14 protein-coding genes are annotated in these 23,878 nt (G+C 68.9%); 8 read left to right on the top strand and 6 right to left on the bottom strand.

Annotated elements, in window-relative coordinates; genetic code table 11:
* The first annotated feature begins 354 nt into the window (after positions 1-354).
* The 4 genes from ABMY26_RS35905 to ABMY26_RS35890 all read left to right on the top strand — a co-directional run bounded on the left by ABMY26_RS35905 (position 355) and on the right by ABMY26_RS35890 (position 6,734).
* Entirely contained in the window at positions 355-2,139 is a 1,785-nt protein-coding gene (locus ABMY26_RS35905; RefSeq protein ID WP_372400720.1) for a hypothetical protein, read from the top strand.
* A 37-nt stretch (positions 2,140-2,176) separates the two neighbouring features.
* The gene (locus ABMY26_RS35900; protein WP_372400719.1) at positions 2,177-3,451 is read left to right on the top strand and encodes a DUF4214 domain-containing protein; all 1,275 of its coding nucleotides are present in this window, start codon (positions 2,177-2,179) and stop codon (positions 3,449-3,451) included.
* Between the two features lie 137 nt (positions 3,452-3,588).
* Complete coding sequence (locus tag ABMY26_RS35895; RefSeq protein WP_372400718.1) at positions 3,589-6,171, top strand: hypothetical protein; 2,583 nt, start codon at positions 3,589-3,591, stop codon at positions 6,169-6,171.
* Positions 6,168-6,734 carry an NUDIX hydrolase gene (locus ABMY26_RS35890; protein ID WP_372400717.1) on the top strand — a complete coding sequence of 189 codons (567 nt, stop codon included), beginning with the start codon at positions 6,168-6,170 and terminating at the stop codon, positions 6,732-6,734. Before ABMY26_RS35895 ends, ABMY26_RS35890 begins: the two co-directional genes overlap by 4 nt.
* 95 nt (positions 6,735-6,829) lie before the next feature.
* On the opposite strand, the gene ABMY26_RS35885 is transcribed toward ABMY26_RS35890, so the two are convergent.
* From ABMY26_RS35885 to ABMY26_RS35865, 5 genes are all read right to left on the bottom strand, one after another.
* Positions 6,830-8,836 (bottom strand): tetratricopeptide repeat protein, encoded by a 2,007-nt coding sequence (locus ABMY26_RS35885; RefSeq protein WP_372400716.1) that lies wholly within the window; start codon positions 8,834-8,836, stop codon positions 6,830-6,832.
* Positions 8,833-10,404, bottom strand: a complete 1,572-nt coding sequence (locus ABMY26_RS35880) for a tetratricopeptide repeat protein (RefSeq protein ID WP_372400715.1) — start codon at positions 10,402-10,404, stop codon at positions 8,833-8,835. Before ABMY26_RS35880 ends, ABMY26_RS35885 begins: the two co-directional genes overlap by 4 nt.
* A 79-nt stretch (positions 10,405-10,483) precedes the next feature.
* Positions 10,484-11,308 (bottom strand): class I SAM-dependent methyltransferase, encoded by an 825-nt coding sequence (locus tag ABMY26_RS35875; protein ID WP_372400714.1) that lies wholly within the window; start codon positions 11,306-11,308, stop codon positions 10,484-10,486.
* Positions 11,309-11,371: 63 nt separating this feature from the next.
* Positions 11,372-13,090, bottom strand: coding sequence for a tetratricopeptide repeat protein (locus ABMY26_RS35870; RefSeq protein ID WP_372400713.1), 1,719 nt, complete (start codon positions 13,088-13,090; stop codon positions 11,372-11,374).
* Positions 13,091-13,099: 9 nt separating this feature from the next.
* Positions 13,100-13,687 (bottom strand): SIS domain-containing protein, encoded by a 588-nt coding sequence (locus ABMY26_RS35865; protein WP_372400712.1) that lies wholly within the window; start codon positions 13,685-13,687, stop codon positions 13,100-13,102.
* A gap of 204 nt (positions 13,688-13,891) precedes the next feature.
* On the opposite strand from ABMY26_RS35865, the gene ABMY26_RS35860 reads away from it, so the two are divergent.
* Complete coding sequence (locus ABMY26_RS35860) at positions 13,892-14,422, top strand: hypothetical protein (RefSeq protein WP_372400711.1); 531 nt, start codon at positions 13,892-13,894, stop codon at positions 14,420-14,422.
* A 28-nt stretch (positions 14,423-14,450) separates the two neighbouring features.
* Here ABMY26_RS35860 and ABMY26_RS35855 read toward each other — a convergent pair whose 3' ends face one another.
* A complete protein-coding gene (locus tag ABMY26_RS35855; RefSeq protein WP_372400710.1) occupies positions 14,451-15,779 on the bottom strand; it encodes a hypothetical protein in 1,329 nt (442 codons plus the stop codon).
* A 176-nt stretch (positions 15,780-15,955) separates the two neighbouring features.
* Between ABMY26_RS35855 and ABMY26_RS35850 the strand changes: the two genes are divergently transcribed.
* The 3 genes from ABMY26_RS35850 to ABMY26_RS35840 all read left to right on the top strand — a co-directional run bounded on the left by ABMY26_RS35850 (position 15,956) and on the right by ABMY26_RS35840 (position 23,878).
* Positions 15,956-17,545, top strand: a complete 1,590-nt coding sequence (locus ABMY26_RS35850; protein ID WP_372400709.1) for a tetratricopeptide repeat protein — start codon at positions 15,956-15,958, stop codon at positions 17,543-17,545.
* Positions 17,546-17,657: 112 nt separating this feature from the next.
* Complete coding sequence (locus tag ABMY26_RS35845) at positions 17,658-20,648, top strand: glycosyltransferase (RefSeq protein ID WP_372400708.1); 2,991 nt, start codon at positions 17,658-17,660, stop codon at positions 20,646-20,648.
* A gap of 110 nt (positions 20,649-20,758) precedes the next feature.
* Positions 20,759-23,878, top strand: coding sequence for a M10 family metallopeptidase C-terminal domain-containing protein (locus ABMY26_RS35840; RefSeq protein ID WP_372400707.1), 3,120 nt, complete (start codon positions 20,759-20,761; stop codon positions 23,876-23,878).

Genomic DNA, 23,878 nt, shown 5'->3' with positions numbered 1-23,878 from the left:
CCGGTCAAAGGCTCAATTCTCCGCCTCCGGCGTGGAGGACCATGATGCGGCCTGCGATCCTGGCCGCGGAAAAGCCCGCAGAGCCACCTCCCGGATGGCCGCCTGCAGCTTTCAACCTAGAGTCACTAAATTCCATCATGCACAGCCGTGCAAAGCATATTCATCAGCGGCGTAAGCTCCTGGTGGAAGGCGCCCGGCCGATGAAGGGGAGTCGCCCGGCGCTTTTCCTCCTCGCCGGCGGCAGTGAGGGTGGTGGCGGATGGCAGCGATGACCGGCCAAGGCCGGCAACTTGAACATGCTGCCCGCTTGCCTCGTGCGACGCCGGCATCGGCTAGGGAAATCAGGAGAGTGTGATGGTGCAGGCGGATCTGGTTTTCAAAGCCGGCAAAGGGCGGATCTTCTGGCTCGGCGCGCACAAGTTGCTGGTAGGGACGGAACTCGCGCGCCTGCGCGCGCTGGGATACGAGGTCTTCAACCCTCCCTATCTGAGCCATGTTTCCGATCAGAGCGTGGCGGCGACCTGGGACCAGAGCCAACCGACGACACTTCCGCCCGAGATCTTCGACAAGCTTTCGAAATACAATTTCTTCTACAACTCGATCAGTCCCGAGATCGCGGAGATCCTGAACACCTATTTCGATGCCGTGGTCGTCACGATCGTCGCCCGATGGATGTCGGAGATTGTCCGGGTTTATGACGGCACATGCATCTACCGTGCGTATGGTCAGACTCATCTGCTCGCGGAGGAGTTTGAACTGTGCGGCGTCCGTCCACTGATCGAAAGCCGGGACAATTTTCATTTCTGCCCCCATGCGGACGAGACGATGGAACAGGAGGCTGACTGGCTTCGCAACCGCGGTACCGTCATACCCTACTGCCTGTCGGAGGACATCTTCCAACACCGCGGGATATGGGACGCATCCACCGACCGCAACGACAGCATCCTGGTGACCGCGCCTAACATCCTGGGGAACCCGTTCCACCGGGCGCACTACGACTTCCTGACGGAATTCTTCCATCAGAAGCATTTCAAGTATTGCGGGGTCCAGCTGATCGACATCGATGACGATCATGTGCCCGGATCCCTGGACCGCAAGACGCAGCTCAGGATGTTCGCCGACGCCAGCGGCTATCTCTACACCTACCGCGATCCGAGGGTCTGCTATCTCCCGCCTGTGGAGATGATCGTGCTCGGCGGTCCGGTCGCCTATCTCAGCGGCTCGCTGCTGGCCCGCTACATCGGCAAGGGGGCCCCCGGGGAGGCCGCCTCGGTCATGGGCGCCCATCGGATCGTCGACTCCTTCCGCGCCAAGGACCGCGTGTTCATCGACGAGGTCCGGCAGTCGCAGAAGCATGTCGCCACGCTCTACGATCCAGCGCATGTCTGGCCCATCTTCGACCGTGAAATGGATCGCATGATCAACACCCGGCCGGCCGTCGGCGGCCGGCCGCAGCCAGGCGCCGATGGCCGGCGCCGCTTCATCGGGGCATTCATCGATACGACCGGCCCGCAATCCCCCGCCCATTCTCCCACCATGCGCGCCCAGCAGATCGCGGACGCCCTGTCGGCGACCGTGATCGAAACCCCGGTCGGCGACGAGGACCGCAGGCGCCTTGCGGCAATTGCGGGCACCGAAGGCCCAGGGCCGGCCCTGCGGGAAGCCGCCCGCCTGAACGGAGGGGATGTCGATTTCCTCGAACGGATGATCGGCCGGCGTTCGGGAAGGAACCAGACCGTCGAAGACCTCCACCGTGACTTCGCGCCGCCGGGATCGCTCCTGCGGATTGGCCGGTGGGAGATGGATGAAGCCCTGAAGCGCTACGTTCGGGTGACGGATCGGGGAGAGTCCGGCTTCCTCCTCTTCGGACCCTTCGCGACGCTGCCGGAGGGGGATTATCGGCTGGAGGTCAGTGGCAGGATCACCCCCACCCATATCCCAGCCGGCAGCGCCGACGTGTCCTGCGACGGGGTCGTTAAGGCATCGGTGACGCTGACGAGCGGGACGTCGCAGTACGAGCGGTTCACTTGCGACTTCCATGTGGGAAGTTCCGACGGGAAGTACGAGTTCCGCATCTTCACGAATGGGGCTGCCTCCCTGCGCATCGAACGGCTGGCTGTCATCAAGCTGTCCGACTGAAGGCCTGTCAGACGGTCCGCGTATCCCGGAGTTTCCAATGTCGCACCTGCCCAAAACCCTGTGCCTCGGTTGCCATGATCCGATTTCCAGGTGCGAGGCCGAGCGGCTCGCTTCGCTCAGCACGCGCGTTCATGTGGACACTCAACGGTCCCCCGCAGGCATGACGTCCACGGCCTCCGTGCCGCCCGCAGCCGTTCTGGGCGGCTATGACGCCGTCATCGTCTGGAACGATCTGTCGCTGTTCGCGGAACTGATCCGGGCCTTTCCCGGCTTCATCGTCTTCCGCAGCCATGGCGACCGGACCCGCGTGGCGGCCGCCCTCTGGCAGTGCTTCGTGCGAACGATCGTCGAGAGCCGCAACAACATCCGCGTCCTGTTCTCCCAGCCGGAAGACATTGGCCGCGAGGAGCCCTGGATCGCCCGGCTGTCGCGCTGGACGCAGCAGACGGCGGCGGACGTCACGGACAATGCCGTCGGTACATGGAGCCGGTCGCCGCACAGCGGACGGCCGGTCGGAATGCTGGTCCCCAAGGATGCGGGCAGCTTGCACCGCCCTTATCTGCAGAGGACGACCCGCTTCATCCTGGACAACTTCGCATCGGATGGCTTTCAGCCGATCGACGATCCTGCCGGAAGCCATGATGGTGCCGAGCCGTCCGTCATCGATGTGCTGCAGGGCGTTTGCGGCCTCTTCCATCCCTATGTCGGGGAGGGCAAGTTGCCACATGCCACGATCGCGATGCTGCTCCTGGGTGGCCCGGTCGTTTATTTCGAGAGAAGCATGCTCAGCCGCCGGATTCCCCCCGGCAGCCCCGGCGAGGTGCGGACCATCGAGGATGCGAGGGCGCTGTGCCGGCGGCTGCGGGAAGGGGACCAGGCCCTGGCGAATGCGATGATCCATGCCCAGGGACCGGTCCAGGGGCATTACCGGCAAAGCAATGTGTGGCCGAACTTCGACCGCAACATGCGTGAGTTCATCGCGGAGGCGGTGCTGGTCATGGGCAAGCCGGGCAGCCGCCCGGTCTTCGTTGATCATGGCGATTGGGGAGCCAGGGAACTGGCCAGCCGGATCGTCGACGGGATCAAGGCTCCGATCCAGGAGGAGCCTGCCCTGCGCCGCCGGTTCATCGAAACCATGTACAACGTCCTTCTGGAGCGCGACCCAGACCCGTCGGGACGGGCGCACCACGAACGCGAACTGCAGGAGCATGGCCGGGGTGACATCACGCTGAACGCCTTCATGAATTCGCAGGAGATGCGGCTCCGGTGGCCCGTGAACCGGACGATACGCTGGCTTGCCTCTTCTTCCTGACCGGCCGGCGCCGGCAGTGGTCCCGCCCGATCCATCATGCTGAACGTATTTGAGAATACCAGGAGTGTCTTTTGATGATCCGCGGCGCATTCATTAATACAGAGCCGGCTGTCTGCAGTATATTTGAAAGCGGGAAGATGGTTTTTGACTGCCTGAAGCAGTCGAATTTTTATAATCTCGATTACATCACGCTTGAACAGATCGATATCGAACACCTGAAGGTCAATCGGACGTTCAGGCTGAAGCAGGGCCGGGAGAACACCGAAGCGAGCCCGCCGAAGCCTTATGATTTCTGGGTACTGAACTATCATCCGAGCACGATGGCGCCGTTCCTGCCGCAGGAGCTTCTGCCGCACCTGGAAGGGCCGAAATTCGCCATCGTTCTGGAAGTCGAGCCGGACAACCCGATCAAGTTCGTGCCTGCCGAACGTTTCGACAGCTGCATCGTCCTGGATCCGACGGCGATGCCAACCGCAAAAGTGACGCCGTTCCCCCGCCCCCTGCGGGGCGTGCCCCGCAAGGGGCGCCTTCACAACCGCGACATCCCCGTCATCGGCTCCTTCGGGATGGGGACTCCCGGCAAGGGATTCGAGCATGTCGTCGAAGCGGTCAACCGCGAGTTCGAGCGCGCCGTCCTCCGCATCAACGTTCCGTGGGCGACGCATGTCGACAGCATCATGTTCAACGTGCATCGGATGGAATACTCCGAATACATCGAGAATCTCTGCCGCAAGATCGCCAAGCCGGGCATCGAGATCGAATTCACCAGGGATTTCCTGGAGGAGGAGGAGCTTGTCGACTGGTGCGCCGACAATGATCTCAACTTCTTCTTCTACACGCGCCGCCAGTCCGGCCTGTCGGCGACGACCGACCAGTGCGTGATCTCGGGACAGCCGCTCCTCGTCTCGTCCAACGACACGTTCCGGCACATCCACCCGTACATCGCCCCCTATCCCAAGACGTCGCTGCGCGACGCTATGCGCACGACCTCGGACGCCGTCCGCCGCCTGCAAAATGATTGGTCCGGCGTGACGTTCCACGACACCTTCATCGACATGCTGATGGCGAACGGCATCATCGTGGGGGAGCGGGGCGATACGGCGGTACGGGCGGCGCGCCACTCCCCAGCGACCGTGGTTCTGGCCATCGCCGGAGCGGACGGTCAGGATGCCCCGATTGCCGACCCCATCTCCTATGTCCAGCGCGTCGTCGCCGCGCTCGGGCGCACGGGGGAATACAAGCCGGTCATCATGCGCTATCGCGATGCCGACGATTTCCAGCGCGGCGTCTTCTGGCTGCGGCCGAGCGCCATCGTCCTGTGCGGAACGGTCGAGGATCCGGGGCTGCTGCCCGCCCTGGAGCAGGCCGGGCAAGTGCTCTACCACCTGCCCCTGACGCCCGGCCAGCCGCTGCTGGCCCAGGGGCTCCAGGCCCCGGGCCTGCAGCAGAAGGTACAGAGGATCGAACGCGCCCCGGTCATCCCCTATTACACAGCTCTGCCGCCGCTCCCGCCCGGACCGATGCGGGTCTGCGTGTTCGGTGCCAGGACGCAGAACAACAGTTTCGAGCTGATCGTCAGCAAAATCCAGCGGGATAAGCCGGGCGCTCTCGTCCTCGTCGCCCGCCTGCCCTCCGAGAACGAGGAGGACGACCGCCTGTTCGCCACGAAGCTGGAGGCCATGCAGCCGCAGCTCCGGCTGACGCCAGAGCTTCAGGTGGTGGTGGTCGACATGCCGCGCGACGCCTTCGGCGTCATCCACACCGTGGGCACCTACGACCTTCTTCTTTTTGCCAACGACAGGACGCACAGCGCGGAATTGCTGGATTACTGCGATCTGGCCCTCAGCACGGAGCGCGCCGTGGTGTTCACGCGGCTGGCGCCCTTCCCGGAGATCCGGAACGGCACCTTCCTGGAGGATGCACCCGTCGAGGCGCTTGCCCGCAAGGGGATGTCGGCGCAGACGGCGCTCTACAACATCCACAGCGAGGGCCGGCTCTACAGCGAATTCGACCGCCTCCAGCGCGCAAACGCCGCACCGCCGCCGGCCGACCAGCTTCAAAGCGGCTGGCTGCCCTCCGCTTCCGTCGTCGAGGCCCGGTCTTTCCCGCGTCCTAGCGGCCTGCTGGAAGAGGAGGAGAGCGCTTGGCTGGCGAAGGGCAACCGCCTGGACATCCTCCAGGCTCCCGGTCTGTCCTGGGCTCGGAAGCATGCCGCCGCCTATGTCACGCCCCAGCAGCAGTTCCTGGTCGCCGCGGTCGAGTGCGTGTGCAACTGGTCCCCGTCCAGCCGCATCGTGACCTTCGGCGACGAGGCGAGGGGGGCCATGCTCGTGCTGCGAAAGCTCGGCTATTCCCTGGAGGCTGCCGATGAAAGGATGATCCCGGCCGGTTCCGCCGATTGCGTCTTCGGCTCCTGCGCGCTGTCGGGCATCGCCGACGCCCGCGATTTCCTGGCCCGGGTCGTTGCGCTGCTCAAGCCCGGCGGCAGCGGCGTGTTCACCTTCTTCCAGCGCGAAACCTACGCCGACGACGAACAGGAGAACCCGGACTTCCCGACGACCGATCCGAGCGAGCTGTTGGCCCTGCTGGGCTCCCTGGGAGTGACGCCGGTCGGTCCGGTGCGGTGGCGGTCGCAGCGGCCGTTGCTGGAGCCCAGGCCCTTCTCGGCCCCCCAGCTTGCCGGCCTGGTCTTCCGGAAGCATGGCGCCGCAGCGCCATGACGGCCATGACCCGGCCCGTCTGGGAGGTGATCGACCGGCGCACGCTGCTGCGGACGACACGCGACGTCGAGGTGTCGGTCGAAACCGTGCAGTTGCCGGATGGCCGGATCATCGACGATTACTATCAGGTCAAGGCGGATGACGCCGCGAGCGTCTTCGCAGAAACCGGCGACGGGATGGTCCTCACCATCGGCCATTACAGCCACGGAGCCCGGCGCCACTGCATCGGGCTGCCGGCCGGCCGCATCGGTGCGGGAGAGACGGCGGAGGACGCGGCAAGGCGGGAGCTGCTGGAGGAAACCGGTTATGCGGCCACAGAGTGGGCCTTCCTCGGCTCCTTCGTACGCAACGGAAACCAGGGCGGCGGCATGGATCACCTGTTCCATGCACGGGGTGCCCGCCGCGTCGCCGAACCCGCGTCCGGAGACCTCGAAGACATGGAGATCGGGCTGATGACGCGCGAGGCGTTGCGGGCCGCTCTTCAGGACAACAGGATCGCCGTCCTCGCCCATGCCCTGGCCGTGTCGCTGGGACTTCTGCGCGGTGGGAAACCGGGCCTTTAGAAGGACGGCGCGTCACATGCGCATCAAACAGCGCAGGTCCAGTTCGACGGCCGGGCGGATGCCCGCACCGGCGATCGAAAACCGCTGGTATGCTCCTACGGGTTGGCCGGCAGGATAAAGCCTTGCGGCGGCCGGCCGGCGGTGTGCAGCGACCACATGACCCGATAGGCGCGCTCCAGGTTGCGGGTGAAGCGGCGGCTGTCGAACAGCGGCGTCGTCATCCGTCCCTCCTCCAGCCGGCGGCGCAGACCGGCGCGGCGGTCGGGGGCGCCGGCGAGCGCCACCGCCAGTTCCTCGTAATCGGCCAGCGACCGCGTCACCGTGTCGGGCATGCCGGCGGCGTTCAGCAGGCTGGCCGCCACCCGCGAGGCGAAGCTGTCGCCCAGGCAGGTCACCACCGGGCAGCCGGCCCACAGCGCGTCGCTGGTGGTGGTGTGACCGGTGTAGGGCAGGGTATCGAGCCCCAGGTCGGCGACGCGGTAGCGGGCGATGTGCTCGGCCAGCGGACGCGATGGCGCGAAGACCAGCCGGGCCGCATCGACGCCGTGGGCGGTGGCGGCCCGCTTCAGGTTGGCGGCGGCCAGCGGGTTGGCCTCGAACAGCCACAGCACGGCCCCGGGGACGCGCTTCAGGATGCGCATCCACACCGCGAACATCGCCGGGCTGATCTTGTAGGCGGTGTTGAAGGCGCTGAACACCACGCCGGTTTCGGGCAGGCCGCAATCGGCGCGGCTGGGGATACGGTCGGGCAGCGGACGGTGGCGGTCGTTGATCTGGTAGGCGTCGGGCATCAGCACCAGCCGCTCGGCGTAGAAGGGCTGGTGTTCCGGCGGGGTGACGAAGCGGTCGCCGATCACGTAATCCATGTGCGGACAACCGATGGTGCCGGGATATCCGAGATAGCTGACCTCGATCGGCGCAAGCCGGCGCGATAGCAGGTCCAGCCGGGTCTGCTTCGTGTAGCCCTTCAGGTCGACCATGATGTCGACGCCGTCGTCGGCCATGCGGTGGGCGACAGCGTCCAGCGGCACGCTGCGGATGTCGCGGAAGCGGTCGAAGGCCTGGACCAGCCGCCGGCGCATCGGGCTGCCGTCGTCGGGGCCGTAGGAATAGGCCAGTACCTCGAACCGCTCGCGGTCGTGCAGTTCGAACAGCTCGGCAGCCAGATAGGCGGTGGCGTGCTCGTGGAAATCCGCCGAGAAATAGGCGACGCGCAGCCGGCGGTCGTGCTCACGGGGCTGGGCCGCCGCCCGCTCCGGTATCCGCGCCGGCGAGGCCGACCCGCGCTTGACCAGCCGGTCGAAGAACAGCCGGGCGGAGCGGTCCTGCTGGGCCGGGGTGGTATCGATCGACAGGGTGGCGAGCGGGATGACGACGCCGCCGTCGCGGTCGATGGTTTCGCGCACCCTGGCGCACAGCCGGTCGTAATCGTCCCAGGAGCAGAGCGTCTGCTGGAGGTAGAGGTGGTAGCACAGCGCTTCGGTCTTGGCCGGGGCGAGCGCCACCGCGCGGGTGTAGGCGGTCTGTGCCTCGTCCAGCCGCCCCAGCTCGCGCAGGGTGTGGGCGTAGCCGAGCAGCGCCTCGCCGTTGCCGGGGGTGGCGACCAGTGCCCGGCGCAACGCCCGGGCCGCCTCGGCCACCCGCTGCCCTTCGCGCAGGGCGACGCCGAGATTGCCGGCGGCGAGCGCGTCGGTGGGCCGCAGCTGCAGCGCCCGGGCGAAGTCGGTCGCCGCCCCGTCGCGGTCTCCCAGTGCCAGCCGGGTCGAGCCGCGGTTGACGTAGCCCTCGGGGGTGCCGGGGCTCAGCAGGACGCTGCGGTTGTGCGACTCCAGCGCCTCGGCGGTGCGGCCGAGATGCTGGAGGACCGTGCCGAGGTTGCCGTGGGTGTCGGGCAGGTCAGGCCTGTTGGCGAGCGACTGCCGCAGGATGGCTTCCGCCTCCTCCGGGCGGTTCTGCTGCATCACCACCACGCCCAGCAGCTGGGTGACCTCGCCCTGGCCGGGGATCTCGTCCAGGATCGCCCGGCACACCCGTTCGGCCTCGGCCAGCCGGCCGGCCCGATAATGCTCCAGAGCCATCTGGACGGCTTCGTTGAGGGTCATGGCTGCGGCACTCCGGCGGCGGCAATGGCAGAGGCGGTGTGGGCAGAAGCTGTACGGGCGGCGAGCGCCGTGACGTCCGCCGTGACCCGCGCCATCGCCTCGGCCCAGTCGCCGGGGCTGGCCTGCCGGAACAGCCGCATGGTCGGATACCAGGGGCTGTCGAGCCGGTCCCGCATCCAGCGCCAGTCGGCGAACCATTTCAGCACCACCCACACCGGACGCCCCATGGCGCCGGCGAGGTGGCAGACCGAGGTGTCGCAGGTGACGATCAGATCCATGTTGGCCATCACCGCGGCGGTGTCGAGGAAGGCGTCGGGACCGGCATCGAAGCCGGCGCCCAGTTCGGTCACGCGGACCCGGTCGCGCAACCGCTCCAGATGGTTGAGCCCCGACACCTTCTGCAGGCTGTAGAGCCGGACGCCTGGCAGCCGGCCCATCGCCTCGAAACACTCCAGCGGGATCGACTTGCCGGTCTCGTTGCCGTGCCAGTTGATGCCGATGCGCAAGGCGGCGGGCTCGTCGCCGTCCAGCCGGTCCAGCCGGTCCTTCCAGTCCGCCGCCAGCTCCGGCTCGGCCCGCAGGTAGGGGACGCCGCCCGGCACCTTGTCCGGCGTGGTGCCCAGCCGGTGCATCAGGCTCATCAGCGAGACCTGGTAATCATAGGCCGGCAGCGGCTCGCCGAAGGCGACCAGCCCGTCCAGGTCGGGGGCGGTCGACAGCACGCGCTTCAGCACCGGCTGGCATTCGTAGACGACGCGGGCGCCCATGCCCTTCAGAACGGTGGCGTAGCGGATGAACTGGAAGGAATCGCCCAACCCCTGCTCGAAATGCACCAGCAGGGTCCGGCCCTCCAGCGGCTGGCCCTGCCACAGGGTGCCGGGCATGTTGCGCTTGCGCCAGACCGGCTGTTCCAGCCGCCCTTCGTAGGCGATCGTGCCGTTGGGATAGTCGCCGGCCATCAGCAGGCAGGTGCCCAGGTTCTTTCGGTATTCCGGCTTGCCGACATCGATGGTGAGCGCGCGGCGGTAATGGCACGCCGCCTCGGGCGGGCGGCCAAGGCTGAGGCTGACGGCGCCCAGATTGTTGTAATTGGTGGCTTCGTGGGGTTCGACCAGGATCGACAGCCGATAGGCGGCCCGGGCCCGCTCGCCGTCGCCGATGAACATGAAGGCGTTGCCGAGCATCAGCAGCGCGCCTGGATAATCCGGCCTCAGCCGGACCAGTTCCTTGTAGGCCAGCAGCGCATGATCGAGCTGGCGCCGGTCGAGCAGGATGTTGGCGAAGGCGTTCAGCGCATCCGGATAGTCGGGCCGCAGCCGCAGCGCCTGGCGCAGGGCCTCCAGCGCCTCGTCGGTGCGGCCGGCGGAACGCAAGCACAGGCCGAGGTTGCCGTGCAGGTTGGCGAGGTCGGGGCGCTCGTCGATCAGGCGGCGGAAGGTCGCGATCGCCTCTTCGAAGCGGCCGGCCTGGAACTGGGCCGCGCCGGCGTTGAAAGCCTCGATGAAGGCCGGTGAGAATTCGGAAATGGCAACCCCCAACGCTTCGCCACGCGGATGGACCCGCCGCACGGAACCGCGGCTTCTTACCCCAAGACGCCGGCCGTCAGCAATGGACCTTGCCTGCGGCCGGCCGGGAAGTGCCTGCGTCTCAGCCCTGCGGCTTCGTTCCGATGGCGGCCCAGGAGATCTCGTTGACCCAGGCCAGCCGCACCTCCTCCAGCCCGGCGCCCGTCATCAGTGCCTCTACCTCCGCGCGTGTCCAGTAGTTGGCGATCTTCGGCAGCATCTGGTCGAAGACGATGGAGCGCAGGTGGGCGAAGTCGAAGCGGCGGATCAGGCGGAAATATTCCAGACGGTCCAGCCCGAGCCGCAGCGCCAGCCACAGTACGGCGGTCGGCGCCAGCGACAGCGCGTGGACCAGCCCGATCGGCAGGCGGCTGAACAGCGCCTTGCGCAGCGGGTCGGCGAAGCGGACGATCCAGCCGTTGTTCTCGCGGCCATAGACCCAGACCATCACCCGGCCGCCCGGCTTCACCGCGCGCACCATATTGGCGAGCGCGATCCCGGGATGGGCCAGATGGTGGATGACGCCGATCGAGAAGGCGAGGTCGAAGCGCTCGACCTCGCCCAGCTCGTAGGCGCTCTGGCGGCGTACCTCCATCGTCGGATGGGGCGCCAGCGTCGCCCGCGCCGAGGCGAGGCTGCGCTCGTCGATGTCGATGGCCAGCCCCCCGGCGGCCCCGTAACTCATCGGCCAGTGGCTGTTGCGTCCCATGCCGCAGCCGACGTCGACGAAGCTCCGGCCGCGCCAGTCCTCCGGGGTCATGAAAGGCGTCCAGCGGCGGAACTGTTCCTCGTAGATGCTCTTCAGCTCGGCATAGCGGCCCCACTCGTAGCCGAAGCGGTCGGCCGACCCGCTGTGCACCGCGGAGGCGGTGTCGGGGGCGGCGGAAGGGGGCGGCGCTTCGCTCATCGCGGCGGTCCGGTCTCGTGAATGGAAGGAGGGGCTATCGGTAGAAGCCGGGGGGCCGCCTTGTCAAGCCGGGTGCCCGGCGGCATCCCGGCCTGGGGGCCGGTTCACGCCGTCGCACCAGCGCCGCCACATCAGCCGGTAGGCGGTTTCCAGGTTGTGCATGAAGCGCGCCTCGTCGCATAGCGCCGAGGCCTTCACCCGCGCCCGCATCCCCAGGCGCAACCGCATCAGCCGGGTGAGGTCGCCCGCCAGTTCCGCGGCGATGGCGGCGTAGCGCTCGGGGGTGGCGGCGACCAGCTCGGGCAGGCCGATGGCGGCCATCAGGCTGGCGCCGACGCGGGCGGCGTGCCGGGATCCTGCCAGCGTGACCAGCGGCGCCCCCATCCACAGCGTGTCGCAGGTGGTGATGGTGCCGTTGTAGGGGTGCGGGTCCAGCGCGATGTCGATGCGGTTGTAGGCGGCGAGATGACCTGCGGCGTCCTTGATGAAGCCGACGAGTTCGAGCCGGTCCGGGTCGATGCCGGCAGCGGCGAAGCGCGCCCGCAGCGTCGCCGCCGTGCCGGGGTCGGACAGCGGCCGGTCCTTCAGCAGCAGGCGGGAATCCGGCACCCGCCGCAGCACTTCGGCCCACAGCTGGACCGTCTGGTCGGTGATCTTGGACAGCTTGTTGAAGGATCCGAAGGTGACCGCTCCCGTCGCCCCGGCCGGCAGCGGCACGACGGGCGGCGCATCGGCCGGCGGATGGAAGCACAGGAAGGGAGCGGGCAACCGGACCAGCGCCTCCGCCGCATGGGCGTCGGCGAGGCCTTGCGGGTCGCTGACCCTGTCGACGATGCGGTAGCCGACCGCCTCCATGCCGGTGCCGTTGGGGTAGCCCAGCCACGTCACCTGCACCGGCGCCGGGCGGTGGGCCAGCATCGGCAGCCGGTTCAGCCCCGAATGGCCGGCGAGGTCGACCAGGATGTCGATGCCGTCGGCGCGGATCAGCGCGGCGAGCGCGGCGTCGTCGAGATCGCCCACGGCACGCCAGCCGTCGGCCTGCGCCCTGAAGCGGGCGGTGAAGGCGTCGGCGTTGGACTCCGGCAGGATCGAATAGCAGACGATCTCGAACCCCCGGCGGTCGGCGGCCTCGAACAGGGGAGTCAGGAAATAGGCGCCGAGATGCTCGCGGAACTCCACCGACAGATAGCCGATGCGCAGCCGCTTGTCCGGATCGGGCCGGTTGGTGTGCGGAGCCGGTTCCGGCACCGGCGGCCGGCCGAATCGCTCATCGAACCGCCGGTGCTCGGCCAGCAACCGCTCGCCCGACAGGTCGAGGTAGTTGAGGCACAGCAGTCGCTGGCTGGCAATCGTTGCATTGGCGGGAGAGAGCCGTTCGGCCCGATCGAAGCATGCATCGGCGGCGGCGGCCTCGCCGCGCATCTGCCGGGCAACGCCCAGATTGAACCAGAGGCCGGCGTCCTGCCGCGGATTGATGGTGATCGCCCGGCTCCAGCAGCGTACCGCCTCGTCCAGACGGTTCTTGCCATAGGCGTCGCTGCCCCGCCCGACCCAGGGTTTGTCGTAATCAGGCTGCAGGGCCAGGGCGACTTTCAGGGCGGTCGCCGACTCCTCCGGACGTTTCAGATCGGCCAGGATGATGCCGAAATTGTTCCACAGGTCGGCGGCCGTGCCGTCCTGTGCCAGCATCCGGCGATAGAGCGCAGCCGCCTCTTCCAGGCGTCCGGCGACGAAAGCCTCCAGCGCGTGGCGCTTCAGCGCTTCCTGGACGGGCGGGGCCATGGACGGGACTCAGGCCAGCCGGGCTTCGACCTGTTCGCACAGGTAATGATACAGGCAGATGTGGACCTGTTGGATCAGCGGGGTGGAGCGCGACGGTACGTCGAGCAGGATGTCGCTTACCGCCGCCATCTTGCCGCCGCCCTCGCCGGTCATGGCGATGGTGGTCATGCCCAGCCCGCGGGCAACCTCGAAGGCGGCGATCACGTTGCGCGAGTTGCCGCTGGTCGAGATGCCCAGGATCACGCCGCCCGGTTCGCCATAGGCCTCGGTCTGGCGCGAGAAGACGGTGTCGTAGGAGTAGTCGTTGCTCCAGGCGGTCAGCACCGCCGGGTTGGAGCTGAGGCAGATCGCCTTCAGCCCCCGCCGCTCCTTCAGGAAGCGGCCGACCAGTTCGCCGGTGATGTGCTGGGCGTCCGACGCCGAGCCGCCGTTGCCGCAGACCAGCAGCGCCTTGTTGGCGCCCAGCGCCGCGGTGATCGCCGCGACCGCCGCCTCGACCTGGGCGGGCTCCAGCGTGTCGATGGTGCGCCGCAGGACATCGATGGCGTTGTCGAGATAGCCGCGCAGCGAGGGAACGGCGGAAGGCTGGGAGTCCATGGACGGAGCACCTTGTGCTTGGACGACGGGGACGTGCCGGAGGAGGACCGGGCGCGCGAAGGACCGTGTGGCGCGCAGTGCATCCTATGGAACGCGGGGGTCTGTCAACTCCGAGCCGCGCAATGAACGCTTTCCCGCACCTTGCCGAAGCCCTATTTTCGGTGCGTTCTCCGAGTTCCGGGGTTTGGCAAGGCAGGGCTGGCCATGACACCGCGTACGGTCCGACTGGGCCCCCTCAGCGTGAAGATGTACTGCGCGATCGGCATGATCGCGGTGTCCTGGGCCCAGCTGGAGGACATGGTGTCTCTGTGCATCTCGCGGCTGCTGGGCACCGAGCATACCGATTTCCTCCCCATCGCCTCCAACATGCAGATCAAGGCCCGGTTCGACGCCCTGAAGACCCTTGCCACCCTGCGCCTGCCCCCAGACGAGGCGAAGGCGCTGGTCGCCCAGTGCGACGAGGCGCTGGAACTGGGGCGGGAGCGCAACAAGATCCTGCACGGCTCCTGGATCCAGGGCGAGACCGACGACGTCGCCATCCGCCTGAACTACCGCGCCCACGGCCGCGTCTCGGCCAACGCCCCGGTGATTTCCGCCCGCGAGATTGCCGAGATCAGCGACCGCATCACCATGCTGACCGAAGGCTTTGCCCAGACCCTGCAGCGTCTCGGCCTGCTCGACCCCAGGAACCCGATGCGCACCCCCGTCAAACCGCCGGACAAGGCGGCGGATTGAAAAGTGCCTCTCCGCCGGTTTTCCGGGCCTACCGCCACGCCTCGAAGGTTTCCAGCGCGGTGTTGCCGGCCGCCGGGCGCAGTAGCGCGCGCGGGGAAGGGTTCAGCGCGGCGGCAGTGGCGGCGAAGGAGCCGGTGCTGATCGCCAGCAGGTCGGCCCGGGTCAGGATGTGGAAGTCCTGCAGATACTCCAGCCCCTCCCAGCGGACCGGGAAGTCGGCCGGGGTCGCCGGGTTGAAGCGGGCGAACTCCGCTATCACCCCCGGCTCGTCGGTGGAGACGAACAGCACCGGGCTCTCCAGCGTCGGCCAGATGCCGTCCAGCCAGTCCAGATAGAGCGACAGCGGCGTGTAGTCCTGGTTCCACCAGTCGGTCTGGCGGATATGCACGGCGACCAGCGTGCGGCCGCGGCGACGCAACGCCTCGACCGGCGGTTCCAGGAAGCGGCTCCAGCAAGCCCGCGGGGTCAGCCAGGACAGGATGTCGGCCCGGCGGGCCTGCAGCATCGGGTTGACCGGCGAACCGCCCAGGAAGACGTCGCGGTCACGGAACGGGTCGGCCACCCGCTCGTCGAACCCGCGGGCGAAATCCTTGCGCTGCTGCAGCCAGCCCTTGAACTCGGGCAGCACCTCCGTCCCCAGTTTGGGGTCGTCGATGGCGAAGAAGGCGTGGCCGACCCAGTCGGGGGTCAGGAACTCCATCCCATATTTTTCGGCATAGAGGCGGGCGGCGACATACTCGTTCACCGTCTGGGCGAAGCGCCCGTAGGTGCCGAGCGAGGCCATGCTGAGCCGGGGGCGGTCGCGCCGGGCCTCCCGCCGCCCGTAGAAGCGCGCGCCATCCAGCAGGGAAGAGGTTGGCAGGGAGCGCTCGAAACGCCTCAGCGAATAGGAGATGTAGGAAGGCGAATAATTGCCCTTCAGCCGCACCGACCGTTCCAGCAGCGCGTCGGCGCCGTCGACATCGCCCTTGGCCTTGCGCGCCTCGGCCAGGCCGGCCATCGCCTCCGGATAATCGCCCCGCGTCTGCATCGCGCAGGAGAAGGCGATCTCCGCCCGGTCGAACCGGCCGCACAGCAGGAGCGCCGTTCCCAGATGGTGCATGGTGTCGGCCGAGGTGGGGTCGCGGCGGAGCGCTTCCGACAGCACCGTCACCGCGCGGGCCGGATCGCGGTCCTTGTAGGTGGCGATGCCCAGGATCAGCAGGGCCTGGGCATCGCCCGGCTCGGCCTCCAGGATGCGGGTACAAATATGCGTGGAGATGTCGAGCCAGCCCGAATTGCAGTAATTGAGCGCCTGCCGCAGGGCTTCGGACACGGAAACCCGCTGTCCTGGGAAGATTTCGATCTCGATGGACATGACGGTTCCGGTGGGATGGCGGCGGCGGTCCGGGTCGGGTGGGGAAGCCCCGGATAGGGTCCTGACTTGTACCGCCACCGCCCGGAGGGTCAAGCTGCCTTGTTGCAAGGTCCGGGAAATTGACTGATCTTCCCATCCCCTTTCAGCGATTTCCAGCATCGGGGCTGCGGCGTTCCATGACATCGATCCATGACATCCTGACGCGCGCCGTCGGCCTCCATCAGGCCGGCGAACCCGGGCAGGCGGCCGCGCTCTACCGCAGCGTCCTGGCGATCGCGCCGGACCAGTCGGATGCCTTGCATCTCCTGGGGCTGCTGATTCGCCGCGACCGGCTGCAGGACGGGGTGACCCTGATGGCGCGCGCTCTGGTGCTGTTCCCCACGCTGCCCGCTGCCCTGTTCAACCTGGCCAATGCCTTGATCGACCAGGGGCGGCTGGACGAGGCGGCTGCGCATTTCCGCCGCAAGCTGGAGCTGGACCCGGACTGCGGCATGACGCTGTCGCGGCTGGGCAGCGACGCCCTGGCCTGCGGGCGGATCGACGAGGCCGAGCGGTGGTTCCGCCGCACCGTGGCCGTCGACGGCATGAGTTCCCGGCTGCACTACGCGTTGGAACGCTGCGTCACCGCGCGGGCCTTGCGCGACGATGCCGCCGACCCGTCGCTGCCGCCGGGGCTGGTGGTGCGCGGCGTGTTCCGCGACAGCAGCGGTTACGCCTACAAGGTTCGCCGGCTCGTCCGGCATCTGGTGGAGGCCGGGGTCCGGGTCCGGCTGGTCGACCTGAACTATGGCGATACCGACAACCTGCCCGACGACCAGATCGACCCGTTGCTGCGCACGCTCGACCAGCCGGTGCGGGCCAGGGCGGTGCTGACCATCACCACCCCGCCCGCGGTGGAGGCCATCCCGGGGCTGAAGACGATCAACTTCACCATGTTCGAGGCGGCGGGCATCCCGGCCCTGTGGGCGGGGCACAGCCGGCGTCACGATCAGGTCATCGTGGCGACCGAATCCTCGCGCACGGCGTGGCTGGGTGCCGGCCATCCGGCTGACCGCATCCATGTCTGCCCCGAAGGGGTGGAGACGGTGGCGGCCTCCGGCGTGGCGCCCGCGGCCATCGTCGACAGCGCGGGGCGCCGGCTGTCCGACCACCGGGTGCGCGTGCTCAACGTCTCCGACCTCAACAGCCGCAAGAATCTGGCAGGGCTGCTGCGGGTCTGGCTGCGCACGACGCGGCCGGAGGATTCGGCGGGCCTGATGCTGAAGGTCGGCAAGGGCGGCGGCATCGCCGGCAGCATCCGCGAGATGCTGGCCGGGGCGTCGGCGGAAACCGGCCGGACCCTCGCCCAGGCGGCGCCGGTCTTCCTGGTGGAAGGCAAGCTGTCGGATGCGGAGATGATGTCGCTCCACGCCTCCTCCACCCATTACTGGAGCATGTCGCACGGCGAGGGCTGGGATTTGCCGATGGCCCAGGCCGGCGCCATGGGGCTGACCCTGCTGGCACCCGACCACAGCGCCTACTGTGCCTATCTGGACGACCGGGTGGCACACATGATCCCCTGTCGCGTCACCCCGGCCTCCGGCGGCTACCGCGGCCAGGACTGGTGGACGCCCGACGAGGACGCCGCCGCCCGGCTGCTGCGCGCGGTGATCGACGACCCGGACGGCACCCGCCGGTCGGCGCAACGCCATCTGCTGGACCATTTCAGCTGGCCCCAGGCGGCGCAGCGCCTGATCGCCCTGCTGACGGAGATGGATGCGCTCTGAGGCCGGAGGAAAGACTGGAGGGAACCGTCAGGAGAGACGCTACCACGAAGGGCTGGCCTTTCGCCGGGCAGGAGTGCCAATAAGGGCACCCGTCTCCCCGGAGTCCGTCCGCATGCCGTCCCCGCTGCCCAGTCCGCGCACGCTGTTTTGCTGCCTGGCGCCGCCCGACTATTACCGCCGGCCGCTGTTCTCCGAGCGGGAGGTGTTCTGCGGCCCCGACTGTCCGACGGTCGAGACCGGCGACGGTTTTTCCTCGCTGGCCACCCCGGCCGGCGAGTTCGACCTGCCCGCCGTCGTCGCCCGGCTGCCGGCCCACCAGCGGCCCGAGCTGATCGTCGTCAAGGCCGACGCCACCCGGCGCAACCTCGCCCGCGGGCTCGACCGGCTGCCGGGGGCCAAGGTGCTCCTGGTCGGCGACACCCACCATTTCGCCAGCCCGCTGCGCACGCTGCTGGCCTACGGCGCGATGGAACGGTTCGACGCCGTGATGCTGGACCACACCCGCCAGCACGCCCACCTCTTCCTGGAAGCGGGGTTCGAGCGGGTCTACTGGATCCCGGCCGTCGACTACGCGCTGCGCCGCCGTGACATCCCGGCCACCGCCACCCATCCGCTGACCTTCGTCGGCCAGATCGGCGCCTTCCATCCCTGGCGCCGCCATGTGCTGGACCAACTGGTCAAGGCCGGGCTGCCGTTGCGGGGGCTGCGGGCCTCGCCGGAGCAGGCGGCCGACGTCTACGCCGCCTCCGCCGTCACGCTGAACGTCTCGCTCAACGGCGACCTCAACCTGCGGGTCTTCGAGGCGCTGGGTGCCGGCGGCTTCCTGATCACCGACGCGCTGTCGCCCGAAGCCGGGCTGGAGCGCTGCTTCACCCCCGGCTCCCATCTCGTCACCCACCGCTCGGCGGGGGAACTGGTGGAGCTGGTCCGCCATTACCTCGCCCACCCGGCCGAGGCGATGGCGATCCGCCGCGCCGGGCAGGCCCACCTGCTGGAATTCCACAGCCCGGAGGTCAAGCGTGCCCAGTTCTTCGATGCGGTGTTCGACGACCGCGTCGACCCGGCGCTGGAGGTGCGCGGCGAACGGCGCGGCCTGCCGCCGCTGCCGGCGCACGGAGCCGGCCTGCGCCGCCGCATCGAGGCCTACGAGGCGGTGCAGCGCCTGCACCTGAAGGCGGAGCGGCTGACCGTCCACACCGATGCCGGGGACAGCCTGAACCTGCGTGCCCTGCTCCGCGACCTGCCGCGCGTGGCGGTGGCCGGGGGGCCGGCCGAGGAGGGGCTGGAGGCCATGGCCAGCCCGGTCGCCCTGCCGCTGCCGCCGCCCGCCGACACGGTGCGGGTGGAGGCGGTGCTGCTGCTGCCCTGGCACGGGCTCGCGTCCATGGAGGTCGACCGCCGGATGGCGGCGCTGCCCGGCGCCTCCGTGCTCTGCCCGACCGCGTCGGCGCGCGACCACGCCGCAGCATCCGCCCATCTGGCCGGCTGGGGCTTCGTCCCGACCGAACCCGGCGGTGCCCTGTTCCAGTGCGCCGACCCGTTCCGTTATGCCGAGCGGTCGCTCGCCGCGCCGGATCCGGCGGCGGAGCTGAAGCGCGCCCGCGTCGTGGCGCTGGAGCCGCTGGTCCGCACCGCCGATCAGGCGATGGCGGGCGCGCGGCTGGCCGGGGCGCTGGGCGATGCCGGGCTGGCGGAGCGTTTCCTTCAGCGTTGCGTGGGGCTCGACCGCCAGCGGGTGGACGCGCTCGCCGGTCTCGCCCGCCTGTGCGCGGCGGCCGGCCGCACGGTCGAGGCCGCCATCTATGCCAACGAGGCCAGCCGCGCCGCGCCCGGGGGAGCATCGGATCTCGACGGGGACGCGCTCGCCGCTGCGGCCGCCGGCCATCCGGGGCTGGAGCGCTACCGGTCGCTGTTCCGGCAGGCCGCCGTCCCTTCGACCGGGCGCCGGCGCCGCATCCTGGTGGTCACCAACCTGTTCCCGCCGCAGGAGTTCGGCGGCTACGGCCGCAAGCTGTGGGAATTCTCGGCCGAGCTGATCCGCCGCGGCCACGAGGTCCGGGTGCTGACCGCCGACATGCCCGAGCTGGCGCGGCCGGGCATGGCCGGCACCGAGGACATCGAGGGGCGGGTGGACCGCTCGCTGGCGCTCTACGGCAGCTGGAAGGACGGGCGCGGCGTCGCCAGCGACGATCCGGAGCGCTGCGCAGCCCTGGTCCACGCCAACATCCACCGCGTGCTGGAGACGGCGGAGACCGTCCATGCCGAGGCCTGTCTGGTCGGCAACCTCGATTTCGTCGGGATCGGGTTCCTCGATCCGCTGACCCGGCGGATGGGCGTGCCGGTGCTGCACTGCCTGGGCAACCAGACCCCCGGCTACGGCCGGGAGGCGGCCCCGCGCTCGCCGCTGTACCGCGTCGGTCCGGCGAGCGGCTGGGTGGCGGAGCGGCTGGCCGCGGACGGCTACGACCTGCCCGCCACCGTGATCCACCCCGGCGCCCGCGTCGATTATTTCCACCGCGCGGTGATGCCGGCGACCGACCGGCTGCGCATCGCCTTCGCCAGCCTGATCACGCTGTACAAGGGACCGCAGACGCTGATCAACGCGCTGGGCATCCTGCACCGCCAGGGCATCGACTTCGATTGCAGCATCGCCGGCGAGGCGCCGGATGCCGATCTGCTGGCCCGCTGCCGCAACTTCATCGGGCGCCAGGGCATGGCGGACAAGGTGCGTTTCACCGGCTTCCTCGACCGCCGCGGCCTGTCCGACCTGTTCGCGCGGTCCAACGTGCTGGTCTTCCCCAGCGTCTTCCAGGAACCCTTCGGCATCACCCATGTCGAGGCGATGGCCGCCGGCCTGGCGGTGATCAGCAGCGGCACCGGCGGCAGCCGCGACATCCTGCGCGACGGCGTCGACGGGCTGCTGTTCCCGGCCGAGGACCATGAGGCGCTCGCCGCCCGTCTGCGCGGTCTGGTCGAGGACCGTGCCGCCTGGATCCGCCTGGCGCTGTCGGGCCGCGACCGCGCCCGCAACTTCACCGTCTCCCGTTCGGTCGACCGCATCGAAGCGGTGTTCGAGGAGCTGATCGCGGCGAAGGGGAATTGACCCACGATCCGCCTGTGAGAAAAGACGTCCGGGCCGGCCTCCCCTTTCGATTGGGGAGTGAAAGATTGTAAGCTGCGGAGGCCGCATTCCGCGTCGCGACACTCCCGACCATGACGACCGCAAGCCTCGATTCCCTGGCCATCCCCGTCCCGGCCCCGGCCGACACTGTGCTCGCCTGCTCCTGCCTGCTGTGCAGCGCCGCCGGCTGGAGCGCCGCGCCGCTTGCCGGTGGCCTCGACGCGCAAGCGGCCCCGCCCGGCGCGCTGTCCGGCACCGTGGCCGCCCTGCTGCCGTCGGGGACTCCGCGTTGGGGCAGCGGCGGCGTCGGCAGCGGGGCGTCCGTCAGCTACAGCTTCATGGAGCAGGCGCCATCCTATGCCTCCCTGGGGGATGCCAGCGGCTTCGCGGTGCTGTCCTCGACGCAGCGCGATGCGGTGCGTCAGGCGCTCGCCGCCTGGAGCCAGGTCGCCAACATCTCGTTCGTCGAAACCTCCGACAGTGCCAACGGTGGGCAGGGCGGCTCGATCCGCTTCGGCACCAACCGGCAAAGCTCCAGCGCCGCCTACGCCTACTACCCGACCGGATCGCTCTACGGCGGCGGCGGCGACGTCTATCTCGCCAACAACACCTCGACCAACACCAGCCCGACCGTCGGCAGCTACGGCTACCTTACCATCCTGCACGAGATCGGCCACGCCATCGGGCTGAAGCATCCCGGCAACTACAACGCCACCGGCGGCGGCAGCGAGGGGCCCTACCTGTCCACGGCCGAGGACAGTTACCGCTACACGATCATGTCCTACAACCGGCATCCCAGCCTGGGCCTGAACGGCCTGGCGACCGGACCGGCGCTGTACGACATCGCGGCGGCGCAGTACCTGTACGGCGCCAACAGCCAGACCCGCACCGGCGACGACCGCTACGTCTTCGCCAGCACGACCAACGCGGTTGCCCAAGCCATCTGGGACGCCGGCGGCAGCGACAGCATCGATGCGAGCGCCCAGACCGGCACGGTGTCGATCAACCTGACGCCCGGATCCTTCAGCTCGATCGGTCCCAACGGGTCGGGCGGGGCGGCGGTCGACAACGTCGCGATCGCCGACGGCGTCACCATCGAGAATGCCGGCGGCGGGGCCGGCAGTGACATCCTGATCGGCAACGATGCCGCCAACGTCCTGACCGGCGGGGCCGGCAACGACACGCTGACCGGCGGCGGCGGCAACGACACCCTGGCCGGCGGCGGCGGCATCGACACCGCGGTCTTCTCCGGCAGCCGGTCGTCCTACGGCGTCACCATCAGCGGTGACAATGCCACCATCGCCCACAGTGGCAGCGACGGCACCGACAGCCTGACCGACGTCGAATACGCCCTGTTCGCCGACATCCGGATCAGCCTGATGCCGCCGACGGTCAGCGCCCGTCCCGGCCGCGTTTCCATCGGGTCGGCGGTAAACCTCGCCAGCCTGGTCACGGCGGCCGATCCCGCCGGCGGTGTTGTCACCCAGTATGAACTGGTCGACAACACCGCCGGGGCCGGACGTCTGGTGTCCGGCGGCGTTGTGCAGGCCGATGGGGCCGTACTGTCCCTGACCGCCGCCGGCTTCGCCGGGGCAACGTTCGCCGCCTCCACCCTGACCAGCATCGACGAGCTGTCGGTGCGCGCCTACAACGGCGTGGCGTGGAGCCGCTGGATCGGCTTCACCATCGCCTCGCGGCCGGCCAACCGGGCACCGGTCCTGCAGGGCGACAAGACGCTGATCGCACAGGAAGGCGGGCCGGTCATCCCGCTCGGCATCGATCCGCCGCAAGACCCCGACGAGGGCGATACCATGACCGTCGCGCTGGTCCGGCTGCCGATTGCCGGCACCGTCCGGCTGGCGAACGGCACCGCGGTCTCCACCGGCACGACCATCGCCGCGGCCGACCTGCCCGGCCTGACCTATCGGGCGGCGTTGGGCGCGTCGGGGCCGGCCGGTGCCTTCGCCTACACTGTCACCGACAGCCAGGGCGCCGTCGGCGGCCAGACGGTGTCGTTGCGGGTGAACCCGCTGAGCGACACGCTGGCCAGCTTCGACCCGCTGGTCTATCTCGCCTCCAATCCCGACCTCGCCGCGGTTTTCGGTACGGACGAGGCCGCTGCGCGCGCGCATTACCTGGGTTCCGGCCGCGCCGAGGGGCGGGCGACCGCGTCCTTCGACCCGCTGTCCTATCTGGTCGCCAACCCCGACGTGGCCGCCGCCCATGGCTACGACCGCACCGCCGCGGCCCGGCATTACCTGGCCTTCGGGCGTCGGGAAGGGCGGACGGCCGGTGGCTTCGATCCGCTGTCCTACCTCGCGGCGAACGGCGACCTCGCGGCGGCCTTCGGGACCGACACCGTCGCGGCGACCCGCCACTACCTGACCAACGGCCGCAGCGAAGGGCGCAGCATCCGCTTCGACGGCTACGGCTATCTGGTGTCGAACCCGGATCTGGCCGCCGTCTTCGGTTTCGACCCGGTTGCGGCGACCCGCCATTACCTGACCGACGGCCGCGGCGAGAACCGCAGCATCGGCTTCGACAGCCTGGGCTACCTCGCCGCCAACCCGGATCTGGCCGCCGTCTTCGGCACCGACACCGCCCAGGCAGCCCACCATTACTTGTTCTACGGCCAGCGGGAAGGGCGGAGCTCCAGTTTCGACGCTCTCTCCTATCTGGCGGCGAACAGGGATCTTGCCGCAGCCTTCGGCAACGACGCGACACAGGCGGAGGAGCATTACATCCGATTCGGCCGGATCGAGAACCGGGCGACCGTCTTCAGCACCCACGATTATCTGATGGCGAACCCGGAGCTGCTCGGCGTCTTCGGTCTCAACGACCAGCGGGTGACGCTCTACGCCGTCCTCTCCGCCGGGATCCCGCGGCGGGACATCGGCTTCGACCCGCTGAGCTATCTTGCCGCCAATCCGGATCTGGCAGCGCGCTTCGGCACCGACACCGCGGCTGCCGCTGACCATTACCGGTCGATCGGCCAATCGGAAGGCCGGTCAACCAGATTCAACGCCCTGGCATACCTGATGGGAAACGCCGACCTCCAGCGCACCTTCGGCACCGACCAGCAACAGGGGCTGATCCATTTCATCCTGCATGGCCGCAACGAGCCGCGCCCCAACCCGATCGGCTATGTCCGGCCGGCATCGACCGGGCTCGCCAATGCGAGTGACGGGATGCTGGCAATCGGCATGGGGTAG

The organism is Azospirillum sp. HJ39 (assembly GCF_041507355.1).
In the GTDB taxonomy this organism is placed as follows: Bacteria; Pseudomonadota; Alphaproteobacteria; order Azospirillales; family Azospirillaceae; genus Azospirillum; species Azospirillum thiophilum.
This window is presented reverse-complemented; position numbering and strand designations above follow the sequence as displayed.

Excerpts from the sequence above, each read along its gene's own strand:
- ABMY26_RS35905 (WP_372400720.1), top strand. The coding sequence starts at position 355 with ATGGTGCAGGCGGATCTGGTTTTCAAAGCCGGCAAAGGGCGGATCTTC.
- ABMY26_RS35900 (WP_372400719.1), top strand. The coding sequence starts at position 2,177 with ATGTCGCACCTGCCCAAAACCCTGTGCCTCGGTTGCCATGATCCGATT.
- ABMY26_RS35895 (WP_372400718.1), top strand. The coding sequence starts at position 3,589 with ATGGTTTTTGACTGCCTGAAGCAGTCGAATTTTTATAATCTCGATTAC.
- ABMY26_RS35890 (WP_372400717.1), top strand. The coding sequence starts at position 6,168 with ATGACGGCCATGACCCGGCCCGTCTGGGAGGTGATCGACCGGCGCACG.
- ABMY26_RS35885 (WP_372400716.1), bottom strand. The coding sequence starts at position 8,836 with ATGACCCTCAACGAAGCCGTCCAGATGGCTCTGGAGCATTATCGGGCC.
- ABMY26_RS35875 (WP_372400714.1), bottom strand. The coding sequence starts at position 11,308 with ATGAGCGAAGCGCCGCCCCCTTCCGCCGCCCCCGACACCGCCTCCGCG.
- ABMY26_RS35870 (WP_372400713.1), bottom strand. The coding sequence starts at position 13,090 with ATGGCCCCGCCCGTCCAGGAAGCGCTGAAGCGCCACGCGCTGGAGGCT.
- ABMY26_RS35865 (WP_372400712.1), bottom strand. The coding sequence starts at position 13,687 with ATGGACTCCCAGCCTTCCGCCGTTCCCTCGCTGCGCGGCTATCTCGAC.
- ABMY26_RS35860 (WP_372400711.1), top strand. The coding sequence starts at position 13,892 with ATGACACCGCGTACGGTCCGACTGGGCCCCCTCAGCGTGAAGATGTAC.
- ABMY26_RS35855 (WP_372400710.1), bottom strand. The coding sequence starts at position 15,779 with ATGTCCATCGAGATCGAAATCTTCCCAGGACAGCGGGTTTCCGTGTCC.
- ABMY26_RS35850 (WP_372400709.1), top strand. The coding sequence starts at position 15,956 with ATGACATCGATCCATGACATCCTGACGCGCGCCGTCGGCCTCCATCAG.
- ABMY26_RS35845 (WP_372400708.1), top strand. The coding sequence starts at position 17,658 with ATGCCGTCCCCGCTGCCCAGTCCGCGCACGCTGTTTTGCTGCCTGGCG.
- ABMY26_RS35840 (WP_372400707.1), top strand. The coding sequence starts at position 20,759 with ATGACGACCGCAAGCCTCGATTCCCTGGCCATCCCCGTCCCGGCCCCG.